Genomic DNA, 26,691 nt, shown 5'->3' with positions numbered 1-26,691 from the left:
CCCGGAGGTCCACCGCGCTCCTAGGGTCGTCCGCATGACGAACCCCCTCGTCCCGCCCCCGGGTCCACGCCGCGTCCTCGCCCTGGCGCAGTTGGCCAACTCCGTGGGAGACGGCGCCTATTACGTGACCTCCGCGCTCTACTTCACGCACGTCGTCGGCCTGGCCCCCGCGCGCGTGGGACTCGGCCTGACCGTCGCCTGGGGGGTCGGCTCCCTGGTGGGAGTGCCGCTCGGGCGGCTCGCGGATCGGCGCGGGCCGCGCGGCACGGCGGTGCTGCTGGCGGTGGCGACCGGGCTCGCGGTGGCCTCGTTCCTCGTCGTACGCGGCTTCGTCCCCTTCGTCGCGGCGGCCTGCGCGTACGCCGCCGCGCAGTCGGGTCTGGCCGCGGCGCGGCAGGCCCTGCTCGCCGGCCTGGTGCCCGCCGGGGAGCGGACCGGGCTGCTCGCGTACCTCCAGTCGACGCTCAACGCCGGCCTGGCCGTGGGCGCGGGGCTCGGCGGGCTCGCCCTGCACGCCGGGACACGGACCGCGTATCTCGGGGTGTTCGGGCTGGACGCGGTGAGCTTCCTGCTCTGCGCGGCGCTGCTGCTGCGGCTGCCGTCCCCGCCCGCGGCCGGGACGGTCCGACGGCACGGGACCGGGGTCCTGCGCGACCGTCCCTACGTCCTCGTCACCCTGCTGAACGCCGTGCTGCTGCTGCGGATGCCGCTGCTCAGTCTGGGCGTCCCGCTGTGGATCACGGAACGGACCTCGGCACCCGCCTGGCTGGTCTCCGCGCTGTTCGTCCTCAACACCGGCGCGGTGATGGTCTTCCAGGTGCGGACGGCCCGCGGTGTCACGGACCTCACCTCGGCCACGCGCGTGATCCGCCGCTCGGGGCTCGTCATGTTCGCCTCCTGCGCGGTGTTCGCCCTGTCGTCGGGCACCGCGCCGTGGGTCGCGGCCGGGGTCCTCGTGGCGGGCGCGGTGCTCCAGGTCGTCGCCGAGATGCAGCAGTCGGCGGGCTCCTGGCACCTGGGGCTCGGCCTCGCCCCGGCCGACCGCGTGGGCGAGTACCAGGGATTCTTCGGCACCGGCGTCACGGTCGCCCGCACCCTGGGCCCGCTGGTCCTGACGGCCCTGCTGGTGGGCTGGGGAACGCCGGGGTGGGTGCTGCTGGGGCTCCTGATGCTGGGCGCGTCGTACGGGACGGGGCCCGCGGCACGGTGGGCCGCCGGGCGGACGGCGCCCGGGGACACCGGAGGCGGGAACGCGGGACGCGCGGGTGCGGGAAGCGCGGGACGCCCGGACGCGGGGACACGGGACAGTCGGGTGCGGGACGGGGCGGGGCGGGACCCGGCGGGGCGGAGTGCCGTCGCCGGGGAGCGTCCGGTCAGACGGCCATCAGAGGCGCGTCCGCACGCCACTTGAGGACCTTGTCGAAACTGACCACCGCGCCGCCCCGGCCCGGCTCGTTGTCGAACCGGACGTGGTCGGCGAGTTCTTGGATCAGACAGAGTCCCCGGCCGTGCTCGTCGTCGGCGCGGGCCGGGCGGAGCGGCGTACGGACCCGCCCCGTGGGGAATCCGGGACCGTCGTCGGCGACTTCGATGCGGCACTTCTCGCCGTCGAGGTAGGCCGTGACCCGGTAGGCCTCGGTGGCGGCGCCGTGCGCGAGGGCGCCGCCGTGTTCGACAGCGTTGGCGCAGGCCTCCGTGAGCGCGACGGAGAGGTCGTAGGAGATGTCCGGGTCGACGCCCGCCGTCTCCATCGTGCCGAGCAGCAGCCGCCGGGCGAGGGGGACGCTCGCAGCCTCGCGCCGCAGATGGAGTGACCACCAGATGCTCATGCTCCAGCCTCCAGGCCGCGGCTCGACATACCGTTACGTATTGCCGCGACCACCCCCGCGCAATCACCCCATCGACGTGATGCCGCCCATACGGCGGATGTGTGCGCGTCAGGGAGGGTGTATGTGCGGACGGTTCGGCCCGGATGGGCATCTTCCGTGCCGTACCGCGCGGGAGGTCACCTTGCGGACCTGCCGTGGGGCGCGGGGGCGGCCAGTGCGATGATGGGCCCGCCATGACTGCCCCCCACCCCCGCCGGGCGCGCTCCGGACCAGGGCTCCGGATGCTGCGGGCCGCGATGTTCGCCGCGGTCTGCGTCGTGCTGGCCGCGGCCGGTCATGGGATCGCGTCCTGCGCGGCCGTCCCGATGTGGACCCTGGGGGCGGGCTTCCTCGCCGTCTTCTCCGTCGCCGCCCCGCTGGCGGGACGTGAGCGGACACTTCCGGGCATCGCGGCGGTGCTCGCCGTGGGCCAGACCGCGCTGCACACGCTCTTCGGACTCGGCACGTCCGGTTCCATGGCGGCGGGCTCCGGCTCCCCGACGACGGCCGACATGTCGCTCGTGGAGCGGGCCGCCCGCATCGTGTGCGGCGCGACCGCGGCGTCGATCAGTCCCGCGCAGGCCCAGCGGATCCTGGCCGACGCGCGGCTCGACACGGACATGACGCAGTCCATGCCCATGTCCGCGTCCTCGATGGACTCCATGTCCGCCATGTCCGCCATGCCGATGCACCACCCCGCGGACGCGGTGTCCTCCGCGGCCGGCTCCTCGATGGGGCTGCTGCCCTCGCTGCCGATGCTGCTCGGCCACGTCCTCGCGGCCGTCGCCGCCGGATGGGTCCTGCGCCACGGCGACCTCGCGCTGCTGCGGCTCATGCGGCTGTCCGCCCACGGGGTGGCGGAGGGCGCGCTCGTACGCGCCCTGCGCGCCGCGCTCGCGCTCGTCCGCGCCCTGCGGGCGGGGCTCCCGGGGACCCCGGGCGTCGCACCGCGCACCCCGCGGCGCGCTCCGCGGGCCGCTCCCGAGCCGCACACCACCGCGCTCCAGCACTCCGTCGTCCGGCGCGGACCGCCACGCTCCGGCGCTCTCGTCCTCGCTGCCTGACACGGCGCACCACTTCACGATCACGAAGGGGCCGCCGCCGTGCGGCACGCGCGTGCCCGACGACGCCTCGCACGGAGTTCCGCTCCGCGGCCGCCGGCACGCATTCCCCTTCCTCATCGGACTGAAAGTGGAGTGTTCTCTTCCATGAAGGCTTCCCGTATCGCCGCCGCCGGCGCCGTCGCCGCCTCGGCCGTTCTCGCCCTGTCCGTCCCCGCCTTCGCGCACGTCAGCGTCCAGCCGGAGGGTCCGGCCGCCAAGGGCGGGTACGCCGTCGTCGACTTCAAGGTCCCCAACGAGCGTGACGACTCCGCGACCACCAAGCTCGAGGTGAACCTCCCCACCGACCACCCGCTCGCGTCCGTGATGCCGCAGCCGCTCGACGGCTGGTCCGTGAAGGTGACCCGGAGCAAGCTGGCCAAGCCGCTCACCCTGCACGGTGAGAAGATCTCCGAGGCCGTCTCCAAGGTGACCTGGACCGCCACCGGCAAGGGCATCGAGCCGGGCTTCTTCCAGAAGTTCCCGCTCTCGGTCGGCCAGCTGCCCGAGGACACGGACGAGCTGGTCTTCAAGGCGGTCCAGACGTACGACAACAAGGAGGTCGTGCGCTGGATCGAGCCGCAGAAGGAAGGTGCGGAGGAGCCCGAGAACCCGGCTCCGGTACTGACGCTCTCCGCCGCGTCCGAGGAGGGCCACCACGGTTCCCCGGCCGCCGAGGACGCCTCCGCCACCTCCGCCCCGGCCGCCGGTAAGACCGCTTCCGCCGCCTCGTCCTCCGGCTCGGACACCACGGCCCGCGTCCTGGGCGTCGTGGGCATCGTCGTCGGCGTGGCGGGTGTGGCGTACGGCGTCGTGGCCGGCCGCCGCCGCGCCGCCGCCTGAGGCCCACCGCACCCCTCCGCGGTGCACCGGCAGGTCGTACGGCCCGACACCGGCGCCGTACGACCCCGGTGCACACCGGAGCCCTCACATCTGGGACATTTTTCTATGCGCAAGAAGACCTATGCCGTCGCCGCCCTGTTCGCCGCCGCCGCACTGAGCCTTTCCGCCTGCGGCAGCGGTGACGACGGCGGCAAGCCGATCGCCGACGTGTCCGCCGAGGCGGGATCGGGCGGGGTCGCGACAGTCCTCGACAAGCCGTACACGAAGCCGGACCTCGTCCTCACCGACACGCACGGCAAGAAGTACGACCTCCTCACGGAGACCAAGGGCCGGCCGACGCTGATCTACTTCGGCTACACCCACTGCCCCGACGTCTGCCCCACGACGATGAGCAATCTCGCCGTCGCCAAGAAGCAGCTGCCCAAGGCCGAGCAGGACGCGCTCCGCGTCGTGTTCGTCACCACCGACCCGGGACGCGACACCCCCGCCGCGCTCGGCACCTGGCTCAAGGGGATCGACCCGTCCTTCATCGGCCTGACCGGCGACTTCGCCACCGTCCAGGCCGGCGCCCGGGGGCTGGGCATCTCCGTCGAGCCGACCACGAAGGACAAGAACGGCAAGCTCGTCTCCGTGCACGGCACCCAGGTCATCGCGTTCTCGCCGAAGACCGACGGGGGCTATGTGCTGTACAGCGAGGACGCGACCGTCGACGACTACACCAAGGACCTGCCCAAGCTGGTCAAGGGGGAGACTCCGTGAGGCGCCCCCGGAAAGCCGCGGCGGTGCCGGTCGCGGGTCTCGCCCTGGCGCTGGCGCTGACGGGCTGCGGCTCCGACGACTCCGCGGCCGCGACGGGCTCCCGGCCCGAACTCGAGGTCACCGGGGCCTACATGCCCGCCCCCGTGACGGACACCATGGCGGCCGGATTCTTCACCGTCACCAACTCCGGCGGCACCGACACGCTCACCTCGGTCACCAGCGACCTGTCCGACGACGTCACGCTGCACTCCACCAAGGGCGGCGCGATGGAGGAGGAGAAGTCGTTCGCCATACCCGCGGACGGCACGCTCGCCTTCTCCAGCGGCGGCAACCACCTCATGTTCGAAAAGCTCACCCACAGACCCCATGAGGGCGAGAAGGTGTCGCTGACGCTGCACTTCGCCAGGACCGGCACGGTGAAGGTCTCCATGCCGGTGAAATCCGCGACGTACAACCCGAAGACCGGGCACTGAGGAGGGATCACCGTGACACCGACCACCGTTCCCCGCCGTGCCGCAGTCCGTGGGCCGGTCCGGGGCGTCGCCACCGTTCCGCGGCTACGGACACTGCTGCTGCTGTTCCTCGCCGTCACCGGCGCGGTCCTCGCCGGCGCCGCCCCCGCCTCCGCGCACGCCGCGCTGACCGGGAGCAACCCGCAGCAGGGAGCGGTGGTCACCCAGGCACCCGACCAGGTCTCGCTCACCTTCTCCGAGAAGGTGGCGATGTCCGACGGCGCCGTACGCGTGCTCGACCCCAAGGGCAAGCGGGTCGACACCGGCAAGCCGTTCGAGGCGGACGGCACCACCTACGGCGTGAAGCTGCACTCGGGGCTCCCCGACGGCACGTTCACCGTCACCTACCAGGTGGTCTCGGCCGACAGCCATCCCGTGTCGGGCGCCTTCACCTTCTCCATCGGCGCTCCCTCGCAGACCTCCGTGGCGCTGTCCGGCACCGCGGCCGGCGGCGGAGTCGTCGGAACGCTCTACGACATCGGGCGCTACGTCTCGTACGCCGGTTTCATCCTCCTGGTCGGCGGGGCGGCCTTCGTCCTCGCCTGCTGGCAGCGGGGTGCCGGGGTCCGCGCCGTCCAGCGGCTCGTGGTCTCCGGGTGGCTCGCGCTGACCGGTGCCACGCTCGCCCTGCTGCTCCTGCGCGGCTCCTACGTCGGCTCCGGCAAGATCGGCGACATCTTCGACCTGTCGCTGCTCGCCCAGGTGCTGCAGACCAAGTCGGGCGCGGCACTCGTCTCCCGGCTGCTGCTGATCGCCGCGGCCGCGCTGTTCATCGCGGTGCTCTTCGGCGCGTACGCACGGCGGGACGAGGACGAGGAGCCCGTCCGGGAGACCGGCGGCGAGGATGCCACGGGCGCCCCGGCCGACGGGGGCGACCCGGCCGGGGCGTCCGGCGCCGACGGCACGGGCGCCGGAGTCCGGTCCGGCACGGAGGGTGCCGGCACCGCTGGTCGTGCCGAGGACGAGGAGACGCAGGACCTCGCGGCCACGGACCGGAGGGACCTCACCTTCGGGCTCGCGATCGGCGGCACCGTCGTCGCGGCGGGCCTGGCCGCGAGCTGGGCGATGGCCGAGCACGCCTCGACCGGCATCCAGACAGGCCTCGCGATGCCCGTCGACGTCCTGCACCTGCTGGCGGTCGCCGTCTGGCTGGGCGGGCTGTCCACACTGCTCGTGGCCCTGTTCAGGGCGCCCGCCGGGGACCAGATCGAGGCGGCGGCCGTACGCCGCTTCTCGCGCGTCGCGTTCGGCGGGGTGACCGTGCTGGCCGCGACCGGCATTTACCAGTCGTGGCGCCAGGTCGGGTCCTGGTCGGCGCTCACCGGCACCTCGTACGGACAACTGCTGCTCGTCAAGGTCGCCCTGGTGGCGGTGCTCGTCGGCATCGCCTGGATCTCGCGCCGCTGGACGGCCCAGCTGTCCGAGGCTCCGGCCGACGTCGCCTCTCCGGTGGAGGAGCCCGCCGCGGAGAAGGAGCCCGCCACGGTGGCCGCCGGCTCCGGGGACGCGCGCCGCGCCGCCCAACTGGCGCGGCAGCGCGCCGCCGTGGCGACCACCCGGCAGAAGCGTGTCCGGGACGCCGACCCGGTCCGTACGGGTCTGCGCCGCTCGGTGCTGGCCGAGACGGGGGTCGCGATCGTCCTGCTGGCGGTGACGACCGTGCTCACCTCCACCGAACCGGGGCGCACCGAGGAGCAGGCCGAGGGGGCCACCGCGGCCGCCTCCCAGCGGTCCGGGCCGCTCTCGCTGAAGATCCCCTTCGACACCGGCGGCGAGGACGGCAAGGGCACCGTGGAGGTCACCCTCGACCCGGCGCGCGTCGGCTCCGACGAGATGCACGTGTTCGTGGTGCGGCCGAACGGCAAGGCCTTCGACGTCCCCGAGGTCAAGGTCGCCTTCACCCTGGAGGCGAAGAAGATCGGCCCGCTGCCCGTGGCCCCCGACCGCATCGCCACCGGCCACTGGTCGGCGATCGGTGTACAGATCCCCATGGCGGGCGACTGGAAGATCGCGGTGACCGTGCGCACCTCCGACATCGACCAGGCGACCGTGACCAAGAACGCGAAGATCGGCTGAACCACACGATGGCTGACCAGTCCAGGGCCTCCGCCGAGCAGGGCACCGCCGCTCGGCGGGACACCGCCGGGGAACCCTCCCGATCCGCTCCCCCCGGAGGCAGAGCCGCCCTCTCCCGGCGCCGGCTGCTCGGCACCGCCGGTGCCGGCGGGCTCGCGCTGGGCGCGGCCGGCGGCGCCGCCGGATACGCCGTGGCACCCGCGCCCGACCGGTCCACACCCTTGACCTCGCTGGGCATGAACACGGTGATGTTTCACGGGAAACATCAGCCCGGCATCACCACCCCGCTCCAGGCCCGGGGCCATCTCGTCGCCTTCGACCTGGCCCCCGGGGCGAGCCGGAAGGAGGCCGCCGCGCTGCTGCGCCGCTGGTCGACGACGGCCCGGAGGCTGATGGCGGGCGAGGCGGCGGCGCACGACGACACGGATGTCGCCCGTGACGCCGGTCCGTCGTCCCTGACGGTCACCTTCGGCTTCGGCCACAGCTTCTTCGCGCGCACCGGCCTGGAGAAGCAGCGGCCCGTCGCCCTCGACCCGCTGCCCGACTTCTCCTCGGACCGTCTCGACAAGGCCCGCAGCGACGGCGACCTGTGGGTGCAGATCGGCGCGGACGACGCGCTGGTCGCGTTCCACGCCCTGCGCGCGGTCCAGAAGGACGCGGGCGGCGCGGCCCGGGTGCGCTGGCAGATGAACGGCTTCAACCGCTCACCCGGAGCCACCTCCCGCCCCCTGACCGCCCGCAATCTGATGGGCCAGATCGACGGGACCCGCAATCCGAAGCCCTCGGAGCCCGACTTCGACCAGCGTGTCTTCGTGCCCGCCGCGGGGGACCCGGCCTGGATGGCCGCCGGCTCGTACGCCGTCGTACGCCGGATCCGCATGCTCCTCGACGACTGGGAGAAGCTCTCTGTCGCGGCCCAGGAGGACGTCATCGGCCGGAAGAAGGCGACCGGAGCGCCCTTGTCCGGAGGGTCCGAGACCACCGCGATGGACCTCGACAAGACCGACGCGGCCGGCGATCTCGTCGTCCCGCTCAACGCGCACGCCCGTATCACCCGGCCCGACCAGAACGGTGGCGCCGCCCTGCTGCGCCGCCCGTTCTCCTTCCACGACGGGTTCGGCCCGGACGGCGTGCCCGACGCGGGCCTGCTGTTCGTCTGCTGGCAGGCCGATCCGCTGCGCGGGTTCGTCCCGGTGCAGCGCAAACTCGACCGGGGCGACGCCCTCTCCTCGTTCATCCGCCACGAGGCGAGCGGGCTCTTCGCGGTGCCGGGCGGGGCGGCCCCGGGGGAGTACGTCGGGCAGCGGCTGCTGGAGGGCTGAGGCCCCTTCCGAGCGCGGTCCCCGCGGCCGCGAGCCGGGCCGCACCGGGCCCATTAGGGTGAGGTCATGCCAGCCAGCTACGCGTATCTCGGTCCTGAAGGCACCTTCACCGAAGTCGCCCTGCGCACCCTCCCGGAGGCCGCCACCCGCGAGCTCGTCCCGATGGTGTCGGTCCCCGCCGCGCTGGACGCAGTGCGCGACGGCGAGGCGGAGGCCGCCTTCGTCCCGATCGAGAACTCGGTGGAGGGCGGCATCACCACCACCCTCGACGAGCTGGTCGCCGGCAGGCCGCTGATGATCTACCGCGAGGTGCTGCTGTCGATCACCTTCGCGCTGCTGGTCAGGCCCGGCACCCGGCTCTCGGAGATCAAGACGGTGACCGCGCACCCCGCGGCTCAGCCGCAGGTGCGCAACTGGCTGGCGAACCATCTGCCGAACGCTCTGTGGGAGTCCGCGGCCTCGAACGCGGACGGGGCGCGGCTCGTGCAGGAGGGCCGTTACGACGCGGCGTTCGCGGGCGAGTTCGCGGCGGCCCGGTACGGACTGGAGGCGCTGGAGACCGGCATCCACGACGCCGAGAACGCGCAGACGCGTTTCGTCCTGGTGGGACGGCCCGCCCGGCCCGCGGCCCCGACCGGGGCGGACAAGACCTCCGTGGTCATCTGGCAGCGGGACGACCATCCGGGCGCCCTCCTCGAACTGCTCCAGGAGTTCGCGGTGCGCGGAGTCAACCTGATGCTGCTGCAGTCCCGGCCGACCGGGGAGGGCATCGGCAACTACTGCTTCGCCATCGACGCCGAGGGGCACGTCTCGGACCGCCGGGTCGGCGAGGCGCTCATGGGACTCAAGCGGGTCTGTCCGCAGGTGCGCTTCCTCGGTTCGTACCCGCGTGCGGAGGTCGACCCCCAGGACGTGCGCGCTCCCCGGGCGGGCACGTCGGACAACGAGTTCTCCGCCGCGTCGGACTGGCTGGCGCGCTGCCAGGACGGCCGGTTCTAGGCCCGCCGCGGGCCGTCCGCGCGGCTGCGCCCTCCCGGTCCTACCTGTAGATTTTCGTCATCCACAGATGTTATCCACAGGCGGGCTTCTCGACCTGGGGACAAGTCGACAACGAAGCACTACATCGTCGACAAATCGGCCTACAGACCCCTACTCCGTCCACAGACCCTCACGTCACCCCTCGTCCACCCATTTCCCTTGATCAATCCTTTGGGGCGAAGCAATTCCACTCGAACGTGGGTGTAGAGGTGGTTTGACCCGGGAATTCTCCGTCCGGCATGCCGCTTTCCGAACGATCAACTCCACAGTCCACAGATCTTCCACACAGCCTGTGGATAACTTTGCGAGGGGTGGATGCCTGTGGACAACCCCCCGCCAAATCCCGGTCGCCGCAAGGGAGTCCGGTCAACCGGCGCGTCGCCGTCTGCCCCGTTTCAGGGAGGGGAGTCCGCTTTATTGACGGCAATGGATGATCAAGAGATTCGGTCCGGCATTTGACTCATAACGTGACACACGTGACGGAGTGGAATATCGGGTCGATGGCCGGAAGCCCGCACCGGTAGCCTTGTGGGGTGATTGACCTTCGCCTGCTCCGTGAGGACCCCGACCGTGTGCGTGCGTCGCAGCGCGCCCGTGGAGAGGACGTCGCACTCGTCGACTCCCTCCTCTCCGCCGACGAGCGGCGCAGGTCGTCCGGCGTCCGCTTCGACGAACTCCGTTCCGAGCAGAAGGCGCTCGGCAAGCTGATCCCCAAGGCCTCCGGCGACGAGAAGGCCGAGCTGCTGAAGAAGGCCGGCGAACTCGCCGCCGCCGTCAAGGCCGCCGACGCCGAGCAGCACGAGACGGACGAGGAGACCAAGCGGCTCCTCCTCCAGCTCGGCAACCTGGTCCACCCGGACGTCCCGGTCGGCGGCGAGGAGGACTTCGTCGTCCTCGAGACGCACGGCACGATCCGTGACTTCGGCGCCGAGGGCTTCGAGCCCAAGGACCACCTGGAGCTCGGCGAGGCGCTCGGCGCCATCGACGTGGAGCGGGGCGCCAAGGTGTCCGGCTCGCGCTTCTACTACCTGACGGGCGTCGGCGCCCTCCTGGAGCTCGCCCTCGTCAACGCGGCGATCGCGCAGGCCACCGAGGCCGGCTTCACCCCGATGCTGACCCCGGCACTGGTCCGCCCGCGCGCCATGGAGGGCACCGGCTTCCTCGGCCAGGCCGCGGAGAACGTCTACCACCTGGAGAAGGACGACTACTACCTGGTCGGCACCTCCGAGGTCCCGCTCGCCGCGTACCACATGGACGAGATCCTCGACGCGGACCAACTGCCCATGCGCTACGCCGGATTCTCGCCGTGCTTCCGCCGCGAGGCGGGCACCTACGGCAAGGACACCCGCGGCATCTTCCGCGTCCACCAGTTCGACAAGGTCGAGATGTTCTCGTACGTGGCCCCCGAGGACGCGGAGAACGAGCACCGGCGCCTCCTGGACTGGGAGAAGCAGTGGCTGACCGGCCTCGAACTGCCCTTCCAGGTGATCGACGTGGCCTCGGGCGACCTCGGCTCCTCCGCCTCCCGCAAGTTCGACTGCGAGGCGTGGATCCCGACCCAGGGCAAGTACCGCGAGCTGACCTCGGCCTCGAACTGCGACGGCTTCCAGGCCCGCCGGCTCTCCGTCCGCATGCGCGACGGCAAGAAGGTGCAGCCGCTCGCCACGCTGAACGGCACCCTGTGCGCCGTACCGCGCACGATCGTGGCGATCCTGGAGAACCACCAGCTGTCCGACGGCTCCGTGCGGGTGCCCGAGGTGCTGCGCCCCTACCTCGGCGGGCGTGAGGTCCTGGAGCCGATCTCCAAGTGAGCAGCGGCACCACCGGATCGACCGGCCCGGCCGGGGCGTTCCCGTACAAGCTCGTCGCGACCGACCTCGACGGGACGCTGCTGCGCTCCGACGACACGGTCTCGGCGCGGACACGTGACGCGCTCGCGGCGGCCACCGCGGCGGGCGCGGCCCACATCGTCGTCACCGGGCGCGCGGTGCCCTGGACCCGGCACATCCTCGACGACCTCGGCTACGAGGGGCTCGCGGTGTGCGGCCAGGGCGGGCAGGTCTATCACGCGGGAGAGCACCGGCTGCTCACCTCGGTGACGCTGGACCGGCAGCTGGCCGGTCTGGCGCTCGCCAAGATCGAGGCGGAGGTCGGTCCGCTGCTGCTCGCGGCGAGCCGTGACGGGCTCGACGGCGAGGTGCTGGTCGGTCCCGGCTACCGGACGCATGACGGTCCGCTCCCGGTCGTGCCGATCAAGGACGCCGCGGATCTCTGGTCGGCGCCGCTGAACAAGGTGTACGTCCAGCACCCGACGCTCTCCGACGACGCGCTCGCCGCGGTGGCCGCGCAGGTCGCCGGCGGTCTGGTCGGGGTCACGATGGCGGGTGCGGGCATCGTGGAGCTTCTCCCCCTCGGCCTCTCCAAGGCCACCGGGCTGTCCCTCGCCGCCCGGCGCCTCGGCGTACGGGCCGCGGACACGATCGCCTTCGGCGACATGCCCAACGACATCCCGATGTTCGCCTGGGCGGCGCGCGGGGTGGCGATGGCGGGCGCCCACGAGGAACTCAAGGCGGTCGCGGACGAGGTGACGTCCTCGAACGACGAGGACGGCATCGCGGTGGTGCTGGAACGGCTGCTCGGCCAGGACGACTAGGACCCGCGCCCGGAAACCCGCCGCGCCCGGACCGAGCACTGCGGGAACGGACACCGCGGGATCGGCCACCGCCGGACAGAACGCTGCGGGATAGGCCACCGCGGGACCGGCCACCGCCGGACCGAGCACGGCCGGACCGGACACCGGCTGGTCGCGGTCGGGGACTGTCGGGGCCCGCCCAGGACGGGTCGGGGCAGGGCCGTCCATCGGGCCCGTCCGGTCACGGTGTCGCGGTCATGGCGTCGCGGTCATGGCGTCGCGGTCATGGTGTCTCGCGGAGGATGCGCGGATCGAACGCGCGCGGGGCTCGCGCCCCGACCACGGCTTAGCAAGCCGGTGCCTTTCCACTCGGCCAATCCTCCGGGTGGGCGGCCCGCGCGGAATGCGCGCTCGAAGCGGCCGCCCCGGGCAGCCCCCCGTGCGGAGCGGGTTCGACGGAGAGGTGGTTACTCCGGAACCCGCCGCGGGCTGCCCTGTCGGGAGCTCGACGAACTGCTCCTGATGAACATCGTCGCGCTCCTCTCCCGGTGTGCGGCGCCGGCCGGCTGCGGCGGCGTGGACACCACCACTGTGCCCGTACGCCGCTTTGGGCGCCACCGAATTAACCGGGCGGCCGGACGAGTAGGGCGCGACGGCCGCGCGCGGACGGCTCGCGGCCGCCAGGGTCACTTACGGCGCCACCTGCGGCGACGGGCCTTGCTGAAGAACCACCCGGCGGGCGGCTCGTCGGAGCGCCAGGGCTGGGGATCCGGTCCCCCTTCACGCCAGCGGGCGGCGAGCATACGGGCGCGGGCGGACGGCTCGGCCGTCCCCGCGGACCGTATGAAGTCCTCGTCGAGCACGACGTCGTCCCAGCCGTCCCCGGATCCCCGCTGCCCCTCGCCGTGCTGTCCCCCGTCCCGCCGACCCGCGCTCCCCGCTCCTTCGCCGCGCTCTCCCTCACCCTGCGGTTCCGCCATCCCCGTTCCTCCTCGCCGCGCGTCCCCTTTTGTCCAGTGTGCGCGGACAGAGGTGAAGTGGATGTCAGGAAGCGGGGCTCCACGCGTGCGTGGAGCCCCGTCTCACTCCTCGCCGGCCAGGGTCAGCGACCGCAGCCGCTGTCCGGCGTACCAGGTGGCGAGGACGGTGACGGCGACCAGCAGCACCGTCGCCGTGGTCAGTCCCACGTCCGAGGTGACGAGGTCCCCGCCGGTGACCTTGTGGGCCACCGCGAGCGCCCACTGCTGCACGCTGAGCGTGCGCGCGCCGGACACCAGTGACCCGAAGAGGGCCTCCCAGACCAGCGCGTAGACGAGACCGAAGACGACCGCGTGCCGGGTCACTGTCCCCAGCAGCAGGAACAGCGCCGCGTAGGCGATCGAGGCGACCAGCGCGGCCACGGTGTAGGCGACGGCGATCTGCTGGCCGTTGCCGTTCAGGATCATGCCGGCGACGAAGGTCGGCACCGCCGAGAAGGCCATGGTGACGGCGACCGCGACGATCAGTTTGGTGAAGATGATCGTCGGCCGCTTGAGCGGCTTGGCCAGCAGATACACCACCGAGCCGTCGTCGATCTCGGGTCCGATCGCGCCCGTTCCCGCGATGACGCCGATGATCGGGACCATGGTGGCGAGCGCGAACCCGCCGAGCAGGTCCGCGGCCACCTGGTCGTCCGCGCCGGAGAAGCTGCGCACGGCCACGGAGATCACGATGAGCAGGGCGGGCAGCACGCACAGGATGAGGGCCCGCCGGCGGCCGAGCAGGCCCCGGTAGGTGAGTCGGGCGACTGTGGGGTCGTACATGGTTCGGCCTCCTACGCCGCGACGAGATACGAGAAGACGGACTCGAGGGACTCGTCGGAGGGCGAGACCGTGAGCAGTCGGATGCCGTGTTCGCGTGCGACGCGCGGCAGCAGGGTGGTGAACCGCCCGAAGTCGACCGCCTGGACGCGCAACGCGCCCTCGGCGAGATCCACTTCGATGCCCGAGGTCGACGGGTCGGCGATCAGCGCGGCGGCCAGCGCCCGGTCGTCACTGGAGCGGACGAGGTAGCGGTGCGGGCGGTCGGTCATCAGCCGGCGGATGCGCCGGAAGTCACCGCTCGCCGCGTGCCGGCCGGCGACGATCACCTCGATGTGCGCGGCGAGCTGCTCGACCTCCTCCAGGATGTGCGACGAGAACAGCACCGTGCGGCCCTCGTCGCCCATGCGGCGCAGCAGGTCCATGAGCTGCATGCGCTGGCGGGGATCCATGCCGTTGAAGGGCTCGTCGAGCAGCAGCAGGGACGGTTCGTGGACGAGGGCGGAGGCCATCTTCACGCGCTGCCGCATGCCCTTGGAGTACGTCGAGATCCTGCGGTCCTGCGCGTACTCCATCTCGACGGTGGCGAGGGCCCGTTGGGCGGCCTTCGCACCGAGTCCGTGCAGTTCGGCGTTGGCGACGACGAACTCGCGGCCGGTGAGGAAGTCGTACATCGCCTCACGCTCGGGGACGATGCCGATGTGCTTGTAGATCTCCTCGTTGCGCCAGACCTGCCGGCCGTCGAGGGTGACGGTGCCCGTGGAGGGGGCGAGGAAGCCGCCCATCATGTTGATGAGGGTGGACTTCCCGGCGCCGTTCGGGCCGAGCAGGCCGGTGACTCCGGGACCGATCGTCATCGTGATGTCGTTGACCGCCACCACGTTGCCGAACCAGCGGGAGACGTGGTCGATGTTGAGCGTGGTCACAGCCCGACCTTTCGGTAGCGGCGCATCAGGAGGCCGTAGCAGCCGGCGACGAGGCCCAGGACGACGACGAGATAGACGACGCCCTGGCCGGACGAGGGGCCCTCACCACCGGGGAAGGCGGAGGTGGCGCCGAGGAAGGCCGTCTGCACACCGTCGATGAGGGTGATCGGCGAGAAGAGGCCGAGCCACGGGACCGCTCCCGGGCTGGACTGGTTGAAGGCGATCGCCTGGACGGTGGAGACCGCCCCGTAGGAGATGGTCAGGGCCGCGATGACGGCCGCGATGCCGAAGCCGCGGCGCGGGGTGACGGCCGAGATGACCAGGCCGATGCCGGCGAGGAGCAGCGACAGCAGTGCCACCGAGACGAGTCCCTGTCCGAAGCCCTCCGACTGGTCGGAGAAGTCGAGCTTCGCCAGCAGCGCGCCCACGTAGAGCACGATCAGCGGCGCGGCGGTGAGCACGAACAGCGCCGAGGCCAGCGCCGCGTACTTGGCACGTACGTAGTCGGCGGTCTCGATGGGGCGCGAGAAGTACAGCGGTACGGTCTTGAAGCGCAGGTCGCGCGAGACGGACTGCGGTCCCTGGGAGGCGACGTACAGGCCGATGACGGCCTGCATGATGATCGCGTAACGGGTGTAGTCGACGGGCAGGTCCTTCGCCTTGGTGGCGACCGCGACCGCCACCATGATGAGCGCGGGCACGCACATCACCACGAAGAGCAGCATCGGCAGCACCTTGGACTTGACGGAGCGGCCGAGTCCGTAGGAGCCGCGCAGCGACTGCGAGTACAGCGAGCGGCGCGCGTACGCGCGGCCCAGGCGGGGGCCGTCGTAGTGGCGGTAGCCGATGTTGTGGATCCGGGTCTGCTCGCCGTTCTGGGCGAGGGGCTGCTCAACCGCCATGGCCGACCGCCTCCTTCCGCTCTTCGTCGCGCCGGGTGTCGCTGTCCTTGAAGACCTCGGCGATGTGGTGCCTGCGCTGTTCCATGCGGACCAGGCCGAGGCCGAGGTCGGCGACGACGTCCCGGACGAGGTCGTAGGTGTCCTCGCCCTCAGCGGTCAGCAGCAGGACGTGTCCCGCGCCCGGCAGCCCGCTGCCGTCGTGCGTCTCCACCCCGCGCGCCCGGAGCTCCTCGCGCATCGCGCGGGTGCCGTCCGGGTGCTCGTCGGTGTCGGTGACCTCGATGGCGAGGGTCGCCGTGCTCTGGGTGAAGTCCGTGGTGGAGCTGGAGCGCAGCAGCTTGCCGCCGTCCACGACGACGACGTGGTCACACGTGCGTTCCAACTCGCCCAGCAGATGCGAGGTGACCAGGACCGAGATCCCGAAGTCGGTGTGGATGCGGCGGATGAGGCCGAGCATCTCGTCGCGGCCGACCGGGTCGAGGCCGTTGGTCGGTTCGTCGAGGAAGACGAGCTGGGGGTCGTGGACGAGGGCCTGCGCGAGCTTGACGCGCTGCTTCATGCCGGTCGAGTAGCCGCCGATGGGGCGGTAGCGCTCCTCGTAGAGGCCGACGTGGCGCAGGGTGTCCGCGGTGCGCTCGCGGGCGGCGGCGGGCGGGAGCCCCGACATGCGCGCCATGTGCACGACGAACTCGGTGGCCGAGACGTCGGGGGGCAGGCAGTCGTGCTCCGGCATGTACCCGACGCGCTCGCGGATGGCGCCGCCCTCGGTGGCGACGTCGAGGCCGAGCACCCGTGCGCGGCCCTCGGTGGCGGGGGACAGACCCAGCAGGATCTTGATCAGTGTGGACTTGCCGGCTCCGTTGGCTCCGACGAGTCCGGTCACACCGGGTCCGACGTCCACGGAGAGCCGGTCAAGAGCGGTCACCCGTGGGTACCGCTTGCTCAGGCTTTCGGTCGCGATCACAGTCACGTGGTCGAAGGTAGTGGCGTACCCCACAGCGGTCGTCAGCCCGTGGAGCTGTATCCGCGTCCCTCTCGGGTCGTACATGCCCGTAGGGGTCCCCCTGAGGTCGAACAGCGGGCGGGGGGTCGTCCGCCCCCGGGTCCTCCTCGCGCCGGTTGTCCACAGGCCAGGACGGCCCTATTGACGCAGCCTCTAACTACTGTCACATTCACCGGTGTCACGTTACGGACACGTACCGCAGTCGACGAGGACAAGGTGGGGCGGTGGCATGACGACGGCAGTGGCGGGCGGAGTCCTGGCCGAGCTGCGGGGGTTCCGGGAGGTGCAGCGTCTCGCCTACGACTGCGCCGAGGCGGTCGCCGCGCAGCTGCGGCCGGGCGTGACCGAGCGCGAGGCGGCCCGGATGCAGCGCGACTGGCTGCGCGAGCGCGGGGTGCGGGACTGGTTCCACCTGCCCTTCGCCTGGTTCGGGGACCGCACGGCGTTCGTGAACTTCCGCGTCCCGCTGCAGTTCTTCCCCACCGGGCGGCGGCTGGAGCCGGGGATGCCGTTCATCCTCGACCTGGCCCCGGTCCACCGGGGTTTCACGGCGGATGTCGGTTACTCCGGCTCGCTGGGCCTCAACCCCGTGCAGGACAGGCTGCTCGCCGATCTGGAGGCGCACCGCGGGCTGATCCTGCGGGGCGTCCGCGCCCGCAGACCGCTGCGCGAGATCTACGCGGACGTGGACCGGCTCATGGTCCGCCAGGGGTACGCGAACCGGCACCGCGCGTATCCCTTCGGGGTGATCGCGCACAAGGTCGACCGGGTGAAGGAGCGCTCCTGGTCGCCCCGCCTGTTCGGATTCGGCACGCAGTCCCTGAAGGGGCTGGCGGGTGACGCACTGCGCGGACACCGCGACGGCTGGTCGCCGCTGTGGTCTCCGTACCGGTTCTCCGACCATCCGCCCCGGCCGGGGCTGTGGGCGGTCGAACCGCACCTCGGATTCCGGGGTACGGGCGCGAAGTTCGAGGAGATCCTGGTCGTCACCGACTCCCGGGACCCGGAACAGAGCGCCTTCTGGCTGGACGACGATCTGCCGCACGTGCGGCGCTGGGCGGAGGAGAAGTGAGTCTCGACGGAGCGCGCGGGCGCCGGGTGCGGACGGGCGGAATCGAGCTGTGCGTCGCCGAACTGGGCGATCCGGCACAGCCCACGGTGGTGCTCGTGCACGGCTATCCGGACTCCAAGGAGGTGTGGTCCGAGGTCGCGTCGCGCCTCGCCGAGCGCTTCCACGTCGTGCTGTACGACGTCCGCGGGCACGGCAGGTCGACGGCCCCGCGGCCGCTGCGGGGCGGGTTCACCCTGGAGAAGCTGACGGACGACTTCCTGGCGGTCGTGGACGCGGTCAGCCCGGACCGGCCGGTGCACCTGGTGGGGCACGACTGGGGTTCGGTGCAGTCCTGGGAGTTCGTCACGGTGGCGCGCACGGAGGGCCGGATCGCCTCCTTCACCTCGATGTCGGGACCGTCCCTGGACCACTTCGGGCACTGGATCAAGCAGCGGGTCAGGCGCCCCACCCCGCGCTGGGTGGGCCAGCTCCTCGGCCAGGGCGCCAAGTCCTGGTACGTGTACCTGCTGCACACCCCGGCGTTGCCCGAGCTCGCCTGGCGCGGTCCGCTCGGCAGGCGGTGGCCGGAGATCCTGCGGCGGGTCGATCGGGTGCCCCCGGGCGACTACCCCACCCCGTCGCTGCCGACGGACGCGGCGCACGGCGCCTGGCTCTACCGCGACAACGTCCGGGCCCGGCTGAGCCGGCCCCGCCCGGACGCCTACGCGCACGTGCCGGTGCAGCTCATCACGCCGCTGGGGGACGCGTTCCTCTCCGAGCGGCTCTACGACGGACTGGAGCGCTGGGCTCCGGAGCTGGTGCGCCGCACCCTCGCGGCCAAGCACTGGATCCCGCGCACCCGGCCCGACCAGGTGGCCGCCTGGATCACGGAGTTCGTGCACACCAACGAGGACGGTGTACCCGTACGCGACACGGTGGCCACCGGTGAGTACGCGGAGCGCTTCGGCGGCCGGCTGGTGCTGGTCACCGGCGCGGGCAGCGGCATCGGCCGGGCCACCGCGTTCGCGTTCGCCGAGGCCGGCGCGCGCGTGGTGGCCGTCGACCGGGACGCCGAGGGCGCCGCGCGCACGGCGGAGATGTCCCGGCTGATCGGCTCCCCGGACGCCTGGGCCGAGACGGTCGACGTCTCGGACGAGCACGCCATGGAGAAGCTCGCCGAGAAGATCCACGGCGAGTACGGCGTGGTCGACGTGCTGGTGAACAACGCCGGGATCGGGCTGTCGGGGTCCTTCTTCGACACCACCCCGGAGGACTGGCGGAAGGTCCTCGACGCCAACCTGTGGGGTGTCATCCACGGCTGCCGGCTCTTCGGCGGGCGGATGGCCGAGCGCGGTCAGGGCGGTCACATCGTCAACACCGCGTCGGCCGCCGCGTACCAGCCCTCGAAGTCGCTGCCCGCCTACAGCACCTCCAAGGCGGCCGTCCTGATGCTCAGCGAGTGCCTGCGCGCGGAGCTGGCCGGCCAGGGCATCGGGGTCTCCGCGATCTGCCCGGGTTTCGTCAACACGAACATCACCTCCACCGCGCACTTCGCGGGTGTCGACGCCACCGAGGAGAAGCGCCGGCAGAAGAAGGCGGCGCGGCTCTACGGGCTGCGCAACTACCCGCCGGAGAAGGTCGCCGACGCGATCCTGCGCGCGGTGGTCCGCAACCAGGCGGTCGTCCCCGTCACCCCCGAGGCGCGGGGCGCGCGTCTGCTGGCGCGGTTCTCGCCGAGGGCGCTGCGCGCGGTCGCGCGGATGGACCCGCCGCTGTGAGCGAGGAGCGCCCGATCACCCCGCGCCGGATCTCCTTCGACCGGGAGCGGACCCCGCCGCACCGGACGCCGGACGGGCCGACCGCCACCCACGCCGTCGACGTGCCGCGCCTGCCGTTGCCGGAACGGGAGTTGGAGCGGGAGCGACTGCGGCTGTCGGACCGGGAGCGGCTGCGGCTGCGGCTGCGGCTGTCGGTGCGTCTCCCGCCGCGTCACGGTCCGCGGCTCGCCGGACGGGTCCGGTACGCGCTGCGCGCCCCCAACAGGGCTGTGGGCAGCGGGCTGTTGGCCGCCTGGAAGGAGCCCGGCGCGGCCGTACCCCGCCGTCCGCGACGGTCGTACCATCCCTCGCGGGAGGGTTCGCCGCGCGGAACCTTCACGTGTCCGGCGCGGTCACACGCGGCTCGGGCGGGGGCGATCGGACGCGCGGCGGTCCAGTGACGGCCCGGACGGCCGGGAAGGCGGGGAGCGGTGAGCGACGAGCCGGCCGGTGCCGTGTACCGCATCGAGGACCTGGCGCACCGCAGCGGCGCCACGGTCCGGACGATCCGCGCCTATCAGGACCGCGGACTGCTCCCCCGCCCCGAGCGGCGGGGGCGTGCCAACGTGTACGGGGACGCGCATCTGGTCCGGCTGCGCCAGATCGCCGATCTCCTGGACCGCGGCTACACCCTGGCCTCCATCAAGGAGCTTCTGGAGGCGTGGGACACGGGCCGGGGCCTCGGCGGCATCCTCGGGCTGGTCGCGGAGGTGGACGGACCGTGGACCGACGAGCGGGCGGTACGGATCTCCCGGGCCGAGCTGGCCGAGCGCTTCGGGGGGAGTCCGGACGACGCGGCGGTCGCGGACGCCGTCGAACTGGGTGTGCTGGAGCCCGTTCCCGGCAGCGCGGACTCGTTCCTCGTCCCGAGTCCCCAAGAACTGGCCGTGGCAGCCGAGTTGTACGCGGCGGGCGTTCCGTTGTCCGCGATCTCCGGCCATCTGCGGGAGTTGAGGGCCAAGGTCGAGCACATCGCCTCGCGTTTCCTGGAGTTCACGACCGAGCACGTCTTCGCGCGTTATCTCGGTGGGCATCAGCCGAGCGACGCCGAAGCGGCCGAGGCGGCTTCGCTGGTCCGCCGGCTGCGGCCGCTCGCGCAGCAGACGGTGGACGCCGAACTGGCCCGGGCCATGCGTCTGTTCGCCACCCGGGGGCTGCGGGAACGCCTGGACCCGGAGTGGTCCCGCGAGCGGCGCGAGGAGACGCGTTCCGTGGAGATACCGGTGGACACAACGCGAGCCGTGGAGAGGCTGGTTGGCGCGCAGCAGGTGGCGGCGTTCGTCGCCGCCGCGGCCGAACGCGAAGTTCAGGCACGCACCTTGGACCGGCTCAGCGCAAATCACCTCACACAAGGTGTTATTGACGAAAAGCCCTGAACTGTCTGTCAGTTGTCCACAGAACCTTCAATTCGCCTGTGGATAACCACACTTGGCTGTGGATCAAACCTCCGTACCAAAATCAAATGCGTGATCAGCGTCTCGTCGGCCACCCTGGTCCGATGAATGAAGAGATGAAGGTAGGAATGGATGAAAGACGCACCGTGAAGGTGTCGAAGTACCTCTCGAAGCATCTGCGGCACCAGCCCGAGCGGATCGGAATCACGCTCGGCGAGGGGGGCTGGGTCGAGATCGACACGCTGATCGCCGCGGCCGCGTCGCACGGATTCCGGTTCACCCGCGAGGAGCTCGACCACGTGGTGGCCACGAACGACAAACGGCGCTTCGCCGTGGAGGGCACCCGCATCCGCGCCAGCCAGGGCCACTCCGTCGAGGTCGATCTCGGGCTGCCCCCCGCGACCCCGCCGGCGCACCTGTACCACGGGACCGTCGCGCGCAGCCTGGACGCGATCCGCGCCGAGGGGCTGCGCCCCATGAACCGGCACGACGTCCACCTGTCGCCGGACCGCGAGACCGCCACCCGTGTCGGCGCCCGCCGCGGGCGGCCCGTCGTGCTCGGCGTGGACGCCGCCGCCATGCACCGCGACGGTCATGTCTTCCGGGTCAGCGCGAACGGGGTGTGGCTCACCGAGGCCGTGCCCCCGGCGTATCTGCGGTTCCCCGGCCCGCACTGACCCCGGGCCGGCCGTCGGGTGATCACCCGGTGGCGGCCACCACCTCGCGGCTCGGCTTACCCTCGATGGATGAGTCTGCGCCTGAGCACCGTGATCCTGCCCCACCTCCGCTGGCACGAGGGCGGGCGGGCCGCCTGGCAGCGCGCGGAGGAGCTCGGCTTCCACACGGCGTTCACCTACGACCACCTCTCCTGGCGGACCTTCCGGGACGGCCCCTGGTTCGGAGCCCTGCCGACGCTCACCGCCGCGGCCGCCGCCACCGACCGCCTCCGGCTCGGCACGCTCGTGACCTCGCCGAACTTCCGGCACCCCGTCACCCTCGCCAAGGAACTGATCTCCCTCGACGACATCTCGGCCGGCCGGATCACCCTCGGCATCGGCGCGGGCGGCACCGGCTTCGACGCCACGGCGCTCGGCCAGGAGCCCTGGACCCCGCGCGAGCGCGCCGACCGTCTCGCCGAGTTCGTCCCGCTGCTCGACCGCCTCCTCACCGAGGACTCCGTCACGTCCGAGGGCACCTTCTACTCGGCGCACGAGGCCCGCAACATCCCCGGCTGCGTGCAGCGGCCCCGGCTGCCCTTCGCGGTGGCCGCCACCGGTCCACGCGGCCTCGCGCTCGCCGCCCGCCACGGACAGGCCTGGGTGACGACGGGAGACCCCAAGCTGTACGAGACCGGGACCCCCGAACAGTCGGTTCAGGCCATTCGCGCACAGGCCGGGAAGCTCGCGGACGCCTGCGAGGCGATCGGCCGCGACGTGGCCGGACTCGACAAGATCCTGCTCACCGGCTTCACCCCCGACCGCGGCCGTCCGCTGGAGTCCCTCGACGCCTTCGTCGACTTCGCGGGCCGCCACGCGGAGCTGGGCTTCACCGAGATCGTGATCCACTGGCCCATTCCCGACTCGGACTTCGCGGCCGACGAGAAGGTCTTCGAACGCATCGCCATGGAGGCCCCGGCGCAGCTGCGCTGAGGGTCCGCGGCCGCGGGGTGTGACCGCACCGGCGGGAACAGTAATCACTCACCTGTGCGGACCCCCGCACGGTCGTGCGGGCATATGCGCCAGAATGGCGCGGTGACCCCAGCGACCCGACAGCCCGAGCCACCGGCGCCCCGTGCCTCCCGCACGGTCCCGCCCGCGCTCGACCAAGGAGGTACCCCCATCGTGCCGCCCCGCCTGATCGCCACCGACCTCGACGGCACCCTGCTGCGCGACGACAAGTCGGTGTCCGAGCGCACGGTCGCCGCCCTCGCCGCCGCCGAGGAGGCCGGCATCGAGGTGTTCTTCGTCACCGGCCGCCCCGCGCGCTGGATGGACGTCGTCAGCGACCATGTGCACGGCCACGGCCTCGCGATCTGCGGCAACGGCGCCGCGGTGGTCGACCTGCACGGCGGCCCCGGTGCCCACCGGTTCGTCAAGGTGCGGGAACTCGCGCGGGAGAACGCGCTCGACGCCGTACGGCTGGTGCGGGACGCCGCCCCGGGCACGGTGTTCGCCGTGGAACAGACCTACGGCTTCTACCAGGAGCCCGCGTACCCCAAGATGCACCTCGAACTGCCGGACGCCCTCGGGCCCGCCGAGAAGCTGCTGGCCCCGGATGCCCCCGGCGCCGGCGAACCGGTGCTCAAGATCCTCGCCTTCCATCACGAGCTGGACCCCGACGCCTTCCTCACCGTGGCGCGCGGCGCCGTCGTCGACCGGGCCACCGTCACCCGCTCCAGCCCCAGCGCGCTGCTGGAGATCAGCGGCCCCGGCGTCTCCAAGGCCAGCACCCTCGCGCTGTGCTGCGCCGAACGCGGGATCGCGCCGGAGGAGGTCGTCGCCTTCGGGGACATGCCGAACGACGTCGAGATGCTCACCTGGGCGGGCAGGTCGTACGCGATGGGCAACGCCCACCCCGACGTGATCGCCGCGGCCTCCGGCCGTACGGTCGCCAACAACGAGGACGGCGTGGCGGTCGTCATCGAGCGGATCATCGCCGACCGGCTGTAGCACCGGTCGGCAGAAACGATTCGAGCAGGCGTCACGAACCGGCGCGAGACGAGCCCGCGACGCTCCGGGAAGCCGCGCGGCGGGCCTCACGCCCGCCGGGCCCTCGTCCCCGCACCGCCGCGGAAAGACGGACGCGCGGGTGTCACGAACCGGCCGACCGCGTCGCGCCAGCGCTCCCCGAAGCCGCACGGCGTGCCTCACGTCTACCGGACCGCGATCCCGTGCCGGGCCAGCCACGGCACGGGATCGACCGCGGACCCCGGCCGGGCTCCGGTCCGCACCTCGAAGTGCAGATGCGGGCCGGTCGAGTTGCCGGTCGTGCCCGACTGCCCGATCCACTCCCCGGCCGCGACCCGCCGCCCCCGCTCGACGGTGACGTCCGCGAGATGCGCGTACCGCGTGCGGTCGCCGTCCGGGTGCTCCACCTCGACCGCGATCCCGAAGGCGCCGCCGCACGACACGCGCACCACCCGGCCCGCCCCGACCGCCCGCACCGGCGTGCCGACGGGTACCGCGAAGTCCTGACCCGTGTGGCGGTGCGCCCAGTGCCCACCGCCCGCGCCGAAACCCGCGGAGACCCGGTACGTCCCCACCGGCGCCACCCATCCCGCCCGGTGGCCCGCCGCCGGCCGGCCGAGCCGGACGGCACCCCGGCAGGAACCCGCCGCCACGGACGCCTCCGCCTCCGCCTCGAGCGCCGACCGCGCCTCCTCCAGCCTCGCCAGAACGGTCCGCCACGCCCCGGCGAGAACGGCGTTCCGCCGCTCCGCCGCCCGCCACCGCGACCGGGCCCGGGCCTCCTCGGCGGCGAGCCCCGAGTCGCCCCGGGCGCTCGCGGGCGCCTCGGTGCCGTCGCCGGGCTCCGTCCGCGACACCTCCCGCCGACCGCGCGTGGGTCGTGCCGCACCCGCCGGCCCCCCGCCCGCCGCCACGCGGCCCTGCCCCGCGTGGGCGCGGGTCCGCGCGGCCCGGTCCGCCTCGGCCCGCAACGCGACGGCCTGACGCCGCCCTTCCTCGTACTGCCGCTCCACCGCGGACACGTCCTCGTACAGCCGCATCACCCTGGCCCCGGCACCCGAGTCACCCCCCGGTCCGCCCCGGGCCTCACCACCGGCCGTCGAGGGCCGGGCCACGAAGAAGACGAGGACACACAGCAGTGCCGGTACGAGCAAGGGGCGGCGGCGAGTCGATCCCATACCGGCCATCGTGTGCCGGTCCGGCACCGGCCGTCCTGTTCACGTCGTACGCCCGGGGGACGCGCACCCCCGAACGGCCCTCAGCGCCGCGGCACACCCGCCCGTGGCCCCGACGGCGCCTGCCACACCACCGTCGTACCGCCGCCGTCCGCACCGGTTCCCGGCCCGTACCAGCTCTCGCCGCCCAGTGCCTCGGCCCTGCGCCGGAGATTCGTCAGACCGCTGCGCCTGCCGCGGTCGGGGATGCCGACACCGTCGTCCGCGACACTCAGCCGTACCCCGGCCCGCCCGTCCCGCAGCGTGGCCGTCGCGTCGACGACGACCTCGATGCGGGAGGCCCCGGAATGCCGGAAGGCGTTGGAGAGCGCCTCACGCAGGGCCGCGATGAGGTTCTTGCCGGTCAGTTCGTCGACGGCCGTGTCGACGGGTCCGACGAAGTGGTGGACGGGCTGGAAACCGAGCGGCACGGCGGCCATGTTGATCTCCCGCAGCACCCGGGTCCGCAGCCCCGAAGGCGCCTCGGCGGGACCCTGCCGGAGCGCGAAGATGGCGGTACGGATCTCCTGGATGGTGACGTCCAGCTCGTCGACCGCCTTGCCGACGCCCTCCCGCACCTCGGGCACACCCGAGGACCGCTGGGCGCTCTCCAGCATCATCCCGGTCGCGAACAGCCGCTGGATGACCAGATCGTGCAGGTCGCGGGCGATCCGGTCGCGGTCCTCGTAGACCGCGAGCCGCTCCCGGGCGCGCTGTGCCTCGGCCATCATCAGGGCCAGCGCGGCCTGCGAGGCGAAGTGCGCGCCCAGGGCGTGTTCGGAGGCGGTGAACGGGCGGGCGCCGCGTTCCCTGGGGGTGACGAGCGCGCCCAGGAGCCGGCTCTCGCCCTGCAGCGGGAGCATCATCATCGGGCCGTAGGCACGGCCGAAAGTGGTGAGGATGCGCGGATCGGTGGCCGCGTCGTCGAGGAACACGGCCTGGCCGCGCAGGAGTTCGGCGACCAGCTCGCTCTCCGCAGGGATGACGACGCCGAGCGCCTGGGACGGCCGGTCCTTCGCGACCGCGGTGATCTCCAGGCCCCCCTCGTCGGCGGGGAGCAGGACGATCCCGGCCGCCGCGCGGGAGAGCCGCCGCGCCTGTTCCGCGACGACCTGGAGCGCGTCCTCGGCGTCGCCGCCCGCGAGCAGTGCCGTGGTGACGGCCACCGAGCCGTCGATCCAGCGCTCGCGCTGCTGGGCCGCCTCGTACAGCCGGGCGTTGCCGATCGCGATGCCCGCCTCCGCGGCCAGCACCCGGACCATGCCGAGGTCGTTGTCCCCGAACGGGCGGCCGTCGCGCTTCTCCGCCAGGTAGAGGTTCCCGAAGATCTCGCCCTGCACGCGGATCGGAACCCCGAGGAAGCTGCGCATCGGCGGATGGTGCTCGGGGAACCCGCACGAGCGCCCGTCCTCGTCCAGGTGCGTGAGCCGTACCGTCCCCGGATCGTGGATGAGCGCCCCGAGCAGTCCCCGGTGGCCGTCGGGCAGCCGTCCGATCCGCCGCGCGGTCTCCTCGTCGATCCCGTGGTACGCGAACTCCGCGAGACCCTCGCCGTCCTCCTCGACGACCCCGATCGCCGCATAGCGCGCGTCCGTCAGCGCCGCCGCGGTCTCGCAGACCCGGTCCAGCGTCGCGTGCAGCTCCAGCTCCGCGCCGATCGCCCGCATCGCGTCGAGGAGACGTGGCAGGTCCTGGCCGCCGTCCGGGCCGGGCGAGGCGGAGGCCTCGGGAGCCGCTGGCATGCCTCG

25 protein-coding genes and 1 tRNA gene are annotated in these 26,691 nt (G+C 72.5%); 17 read left to right on the top strand and 9 right to left on the bottom strand.

The annotated features are described in order from the left end of the window. The first annotated feature begins 34 nt into the window (after positions 1-34). A complete protein-coding gene (locus OG776_RS21930) occupies positions 35-1,411 on the top strand; it encodes an MFS transporter (protein ID WP_329322337.1) in 1,377 nt (458 codons plus the stop codon). Here OG776_RS21930 and OG776_RS21925 read toward each other — a convergent pair. After that, the gene (locus OG776_RS21925) at positions 1,374-1,829 is read right to left on the bottom strand and encodes an ATP-binding protein (RefSeq protein ID WP_329322336.1); all 456 of its coding nucleotides are present in this window, start codon (positions 1,827-1,829) and stop codon (positions 1,374-1,376) included. The genes OG776_RS21930 and OG776_RS21925 overlap by 38 nt on opposite strands. A gap of 233 nt (positions 1,830-2,062) precedes the next feature. Here OG776_RS21925 and OG776_RS21920 point away from each other — a divergent pair, with 233 nt between their 5' ends. The 9 genes from OG776_RS21920 (at position 2,063) to OG776_RS21880 (ending at position 12,171) form a co-directional block, all read left to right on the top strand. Next, positions 2,063-2,932, top strand: a complete 870-nt coding sequence (locus OG776_RS21920) for a hypothetical protein (RefSeq protein ID WP_148009223.1) — start codon at positions 2,063-2,065, stop codon at positions 2,930-2,932. A gap of 144 nt (positions 2,933-3,076) precedes the next feature. Further along, on the top strand, positions 3,077-3,811 hold the full coding sequence (locus tag OG776_RS21915) for a YcnI family copper-binding membrane protein (protein ID WP_148009224.1): 735 nt from the start codon (positions 3,077-3,079) through the stop codon (positions 3,809-3,811). Positions 3,812-3,916: 105 nt separating this feature from the next. Further along, positions 3,917-4,570 (top strand): SCO family protein, encoded by a 654-nt coding sequence (locus OG776_RS21910; RefSeq protein ID WP_148009225.1) that lies wholly within the window; start codon positions 3,917-3,919, stop codon positions 4,568-4,570. Beyond that, positions 4,567-5,043 carry a copper chaperone PCu(A)C gene (locus OG776_RS21905; protein WP_329322333.1) on the top strand — a complete coding sequence of 159 codons (477 nt, stop codon included), beginning with the start codon at positions 4,567-4,569 and terminating at the stop codon, positions 5,041-5,043. The genes OG776_RS21910 and OG776_RS21905 overlap by 4 nt, the downstream gene beginning before the upstream one ends. Positions 5,044-5,049: 6 nt before the next feature. Beyond that, positions 5,050-7,158, top strand: a complete 2,109-nt coding sequence (locus OG776_RS21900; RefSeq protein ID WP_443077373.1) for a copper resistance CopC/CopD family protein — start codon at positions 5,050-5,052, stop codon at positions 7,156-7,158. A gap of 8 nt (positions 7,159-7,166) precedes the next feature. Continuing rightward, complete coding sequence (efeB, locus tag OG776_RS21895) at positions 7,167-8,480, top strand: iron uptake transporter deferrochelatase/peroxidase subunit (RefSeq protein ID WP_148009227.1); 1,314 nt, start codon at positions 7,167-7,169, stop codon at positions 8,478-8,480. Positions 8,481-8,546: 66 nt separating this feature from the next. Then, positions 8,547-9,479, top strand: a complete 933-nt coding sequence (gene pheA, locus OG776_RS21890; protein WP_148009228.1) for a prephenate dehydratase — start codon at positions 8,547-8,549, stop codon at positions 9,477-9,479. 572 nt (positions 9,480-10,051) lie between these two features. Further along, positions 10,052-11,329, top strand: a complete 1,278-nt coding sequence (serS, locus tag OG776_RS21885) for a serine--tRNA ligase (RefSeq protein WP_148009229.1) — start codon at positions 10,052-10,054, stop codon at positions 11,327-11,329. Then, a complete protein-coding gene (locus tag OG776_RS21880) occupies positions 11,326-12,171 on the top strand; it encodes an HAD family hydrolase (RefSeq protein ID WP_148009230.1) in 846 nt (281 codons plus the stop codon). Before serS ends, OG776_RS21880 begins: the two co-directional genes overlap by 4 nt. Positions 12,172-12,446: 275 nt before the next feature. Here the strand turns inward: OG776_RS21880 and OG776_RS21875 are convergent. From OG776_RS21875 to OG776_RS21850, 6 genes are all read right to left on the bottom strand, one after another. Continuing rightward, positions 12,447-12,533 (bottom strand) — tRNA-Ser (locus tag OG776_RS21875). 303 nt (positions 12,534-12,836) lie between these two features. Next, positions 12,837-13,130 carry an SGM_3592 family protein gene (locus tag OG776_RS21870; RefSeq protein ID WP_329322329.1) on the bottom strand — a complete coding sequence of 98 codons (294 nt, stop codon included), beginning with the start codon at positions 13,128-13,130 and terminating at the stop codon, positions 12,837-12,839. 102 nt (positions 13,131-13,232) lie between these two features. Beyond that, entirely contained in the window at positions 13,233-13,952 is a 720-nt protein-coding gene (locus tag OG776_RS21865) for an ABC transporter permease (RefSeq protein ID WP_148009232.1), read from the bottom strand. 11 nt (positions 13,953-13,963) lie between these two features. Then, positions 13,964-14,875 (bottom strand): ABC transporter ATP-binding protein, encoded by a 912-nt coding sequence (locus OG776_RS21860; protein ID WP_148009233.1) that lies wholly within the window; start codon positions 14,873-14,875, stop codon positions 13,964-13,966. After that, positions 14,872-15,777: an ABC transporter permease subunit gene (locus OG776_RS21855; RefSeq protein WP_148009234.1), complete on the bottom strand. Its 906-nt coding sequence runs from the start codon at positions 15,775-15,777 to the stop codon at positions 14,872-14,874. Before OG776_RS21855 ends, OG776_RS21860 begins: the two co-directional genes overlap by 4 nt. Further along, positions 15,767-16,741, bottom strand: coding sequence for an ABC transporter ATP-binding protein (locus tag OG776_RS21850; protein ID WP_148009494.1), 975 nt, complete (start codon positions 16,739-16,741; stop codon positions 15,767-15,769). Before OG776_RS21850 ends, OG776_RS21855 begins: the two co-directional genes overlap by 11 nt. Positions 16,742-17,009: 268 nt before the next feature. Between OG776_RS21850 and OG776_RS21845 the strand changes: the two genes are divergently transcribed. The 7 genes from OG776_RS21845 to OG776_RS21815 all read left to right on the top strand — a co-directional run bounded on the left by OG776_RS21845 (position 17,010) and on the right by OG776_RS21815 (position 23,711). After that, positions 17,010-17,852 (top strand): M24 family metallopeptidase, encoded by an 843-nt coding sequence (locus tag OG776_RS21845; RefSeq protein ID WP_148009235.1) that lies wholly within the window; start codon positions 17,010-17,012, stop codon positions 17,850-17,852. After that, positions 17,849-19,609 (top strand): SDR family oxidoreductase, encoded by a 1,761-nt coding sequence (locus OG776_RS21840; protein WP_148009236.1) that lies wholly within the window; start codon positions 17,849-17,851, stop codon positions 19,607-19,609. The genes OG776_RS21845 and OG776_RS21840 overlap by 4 nt, the downstream gene beginning before the upstream one ends. Then, positions 19,606-20,049, top strand: a complete 444-nt coding sequence (locus OG776_RS21835; RefSeq protein ID WP_329322324.1) for a hypothetical protein — start codon at positions 19,606-19,608, stop codon at positions 20,047-20,049. The genes OG776_RS21840 and OG776_RS21835 overlap by 4 nt, the downstream gene beginning before the upstream one ends. 30 nt (positions 20,050-20,079) lie before the next feature. Further along, positions 20,080-21,024: a MerR family transcriptional regulator gene (locus OG776_RS21830; RefSeq protein WP_148009238.1), complete on the top strand. Its 945-nt coding sequence runs from the start codon at positions 20,080-20,082 to the stop codon at positions 21,022-21,024. A 146-nt stretch (positions 21,025-21,170) separates the two neighbouring features. Beyond that, the gene (locus OG776_RS21825; protein ID WP_148009239.1) at positions 21,171-21,719 is read left to right on the top strand and encodes an RNA 2'-phosphotransferase; all 549 of its coding nucleotides are present in this window, start codon (positions 21,171-21,173) and stop codon (positions 21,717-21,719) included. Positions 21,720-21,788: 69 nt separating this feature from the next. Then, entirely contained in the window at positions 21,789-22,691 is a 903-nt protein-coding gene (locus OG776_RS21820) for an LLM class flavin-dependent oxidoreductase (protein WP_148009240.1), read from the top strand. A gap of 84 nt (positions 22,692-22,775) precedes the next feature. Then, a complete protein-coding gene (locus OG776_RS21815; protein ID WP_329322321.1) occupies positions 22,776-23,711 on the top strand; it encodes an HAD hydrolase family protein in 936 nt (311 codons plus the stop codon). A 203-nt stretch (positions 23,712-23,914) separates the two neighbouring features. Here OG776_RS21815 and OG776_RS21810 read toward each other — a convergent pair whose 3' ends face one another. Both OG776_RS21810 and OG776_RS21805 read right to left on the bottom strand, forming a co-directional pair. Beyond that, a complete protein-coding gene (locus OG776_RS21810) occupies positions 23,915-24,907 on the bottom strand; it encodes a M23 family metallopeptidase (protein WP_329322319.1) in 993 nt (330 codons plus the stop codon). 80 nt (positions 24,908-24,987) lie between these two features. Continuing rightward, positions 24,988-26,685, bottom strand: coding sequence for a sensor histidine kinase (locus OG776_RS21805; protein WP_148009243.1), 1,698 nt, complete (start codon positions 26,683-26,685; stop codon positions 24,988-24,990). Between the last annotated feature and the right edge of the window lie 6 nt (positions 26,686-26,691).

The sequence above is a fragment of the Streptomyces sp. NBC_01689 genome, assembly GCF_036250675.1.
GTDB lineage: Bacteria > Actinomycetota > Actinomycetes > Streptomycetales > Streptomycetaceae > Streptomyces.
The sequence above is the reverse complement of the archived record's forward strand: the minus strand, read 5'-3'. Positions and strand labels throughout refer to the sequence as shown.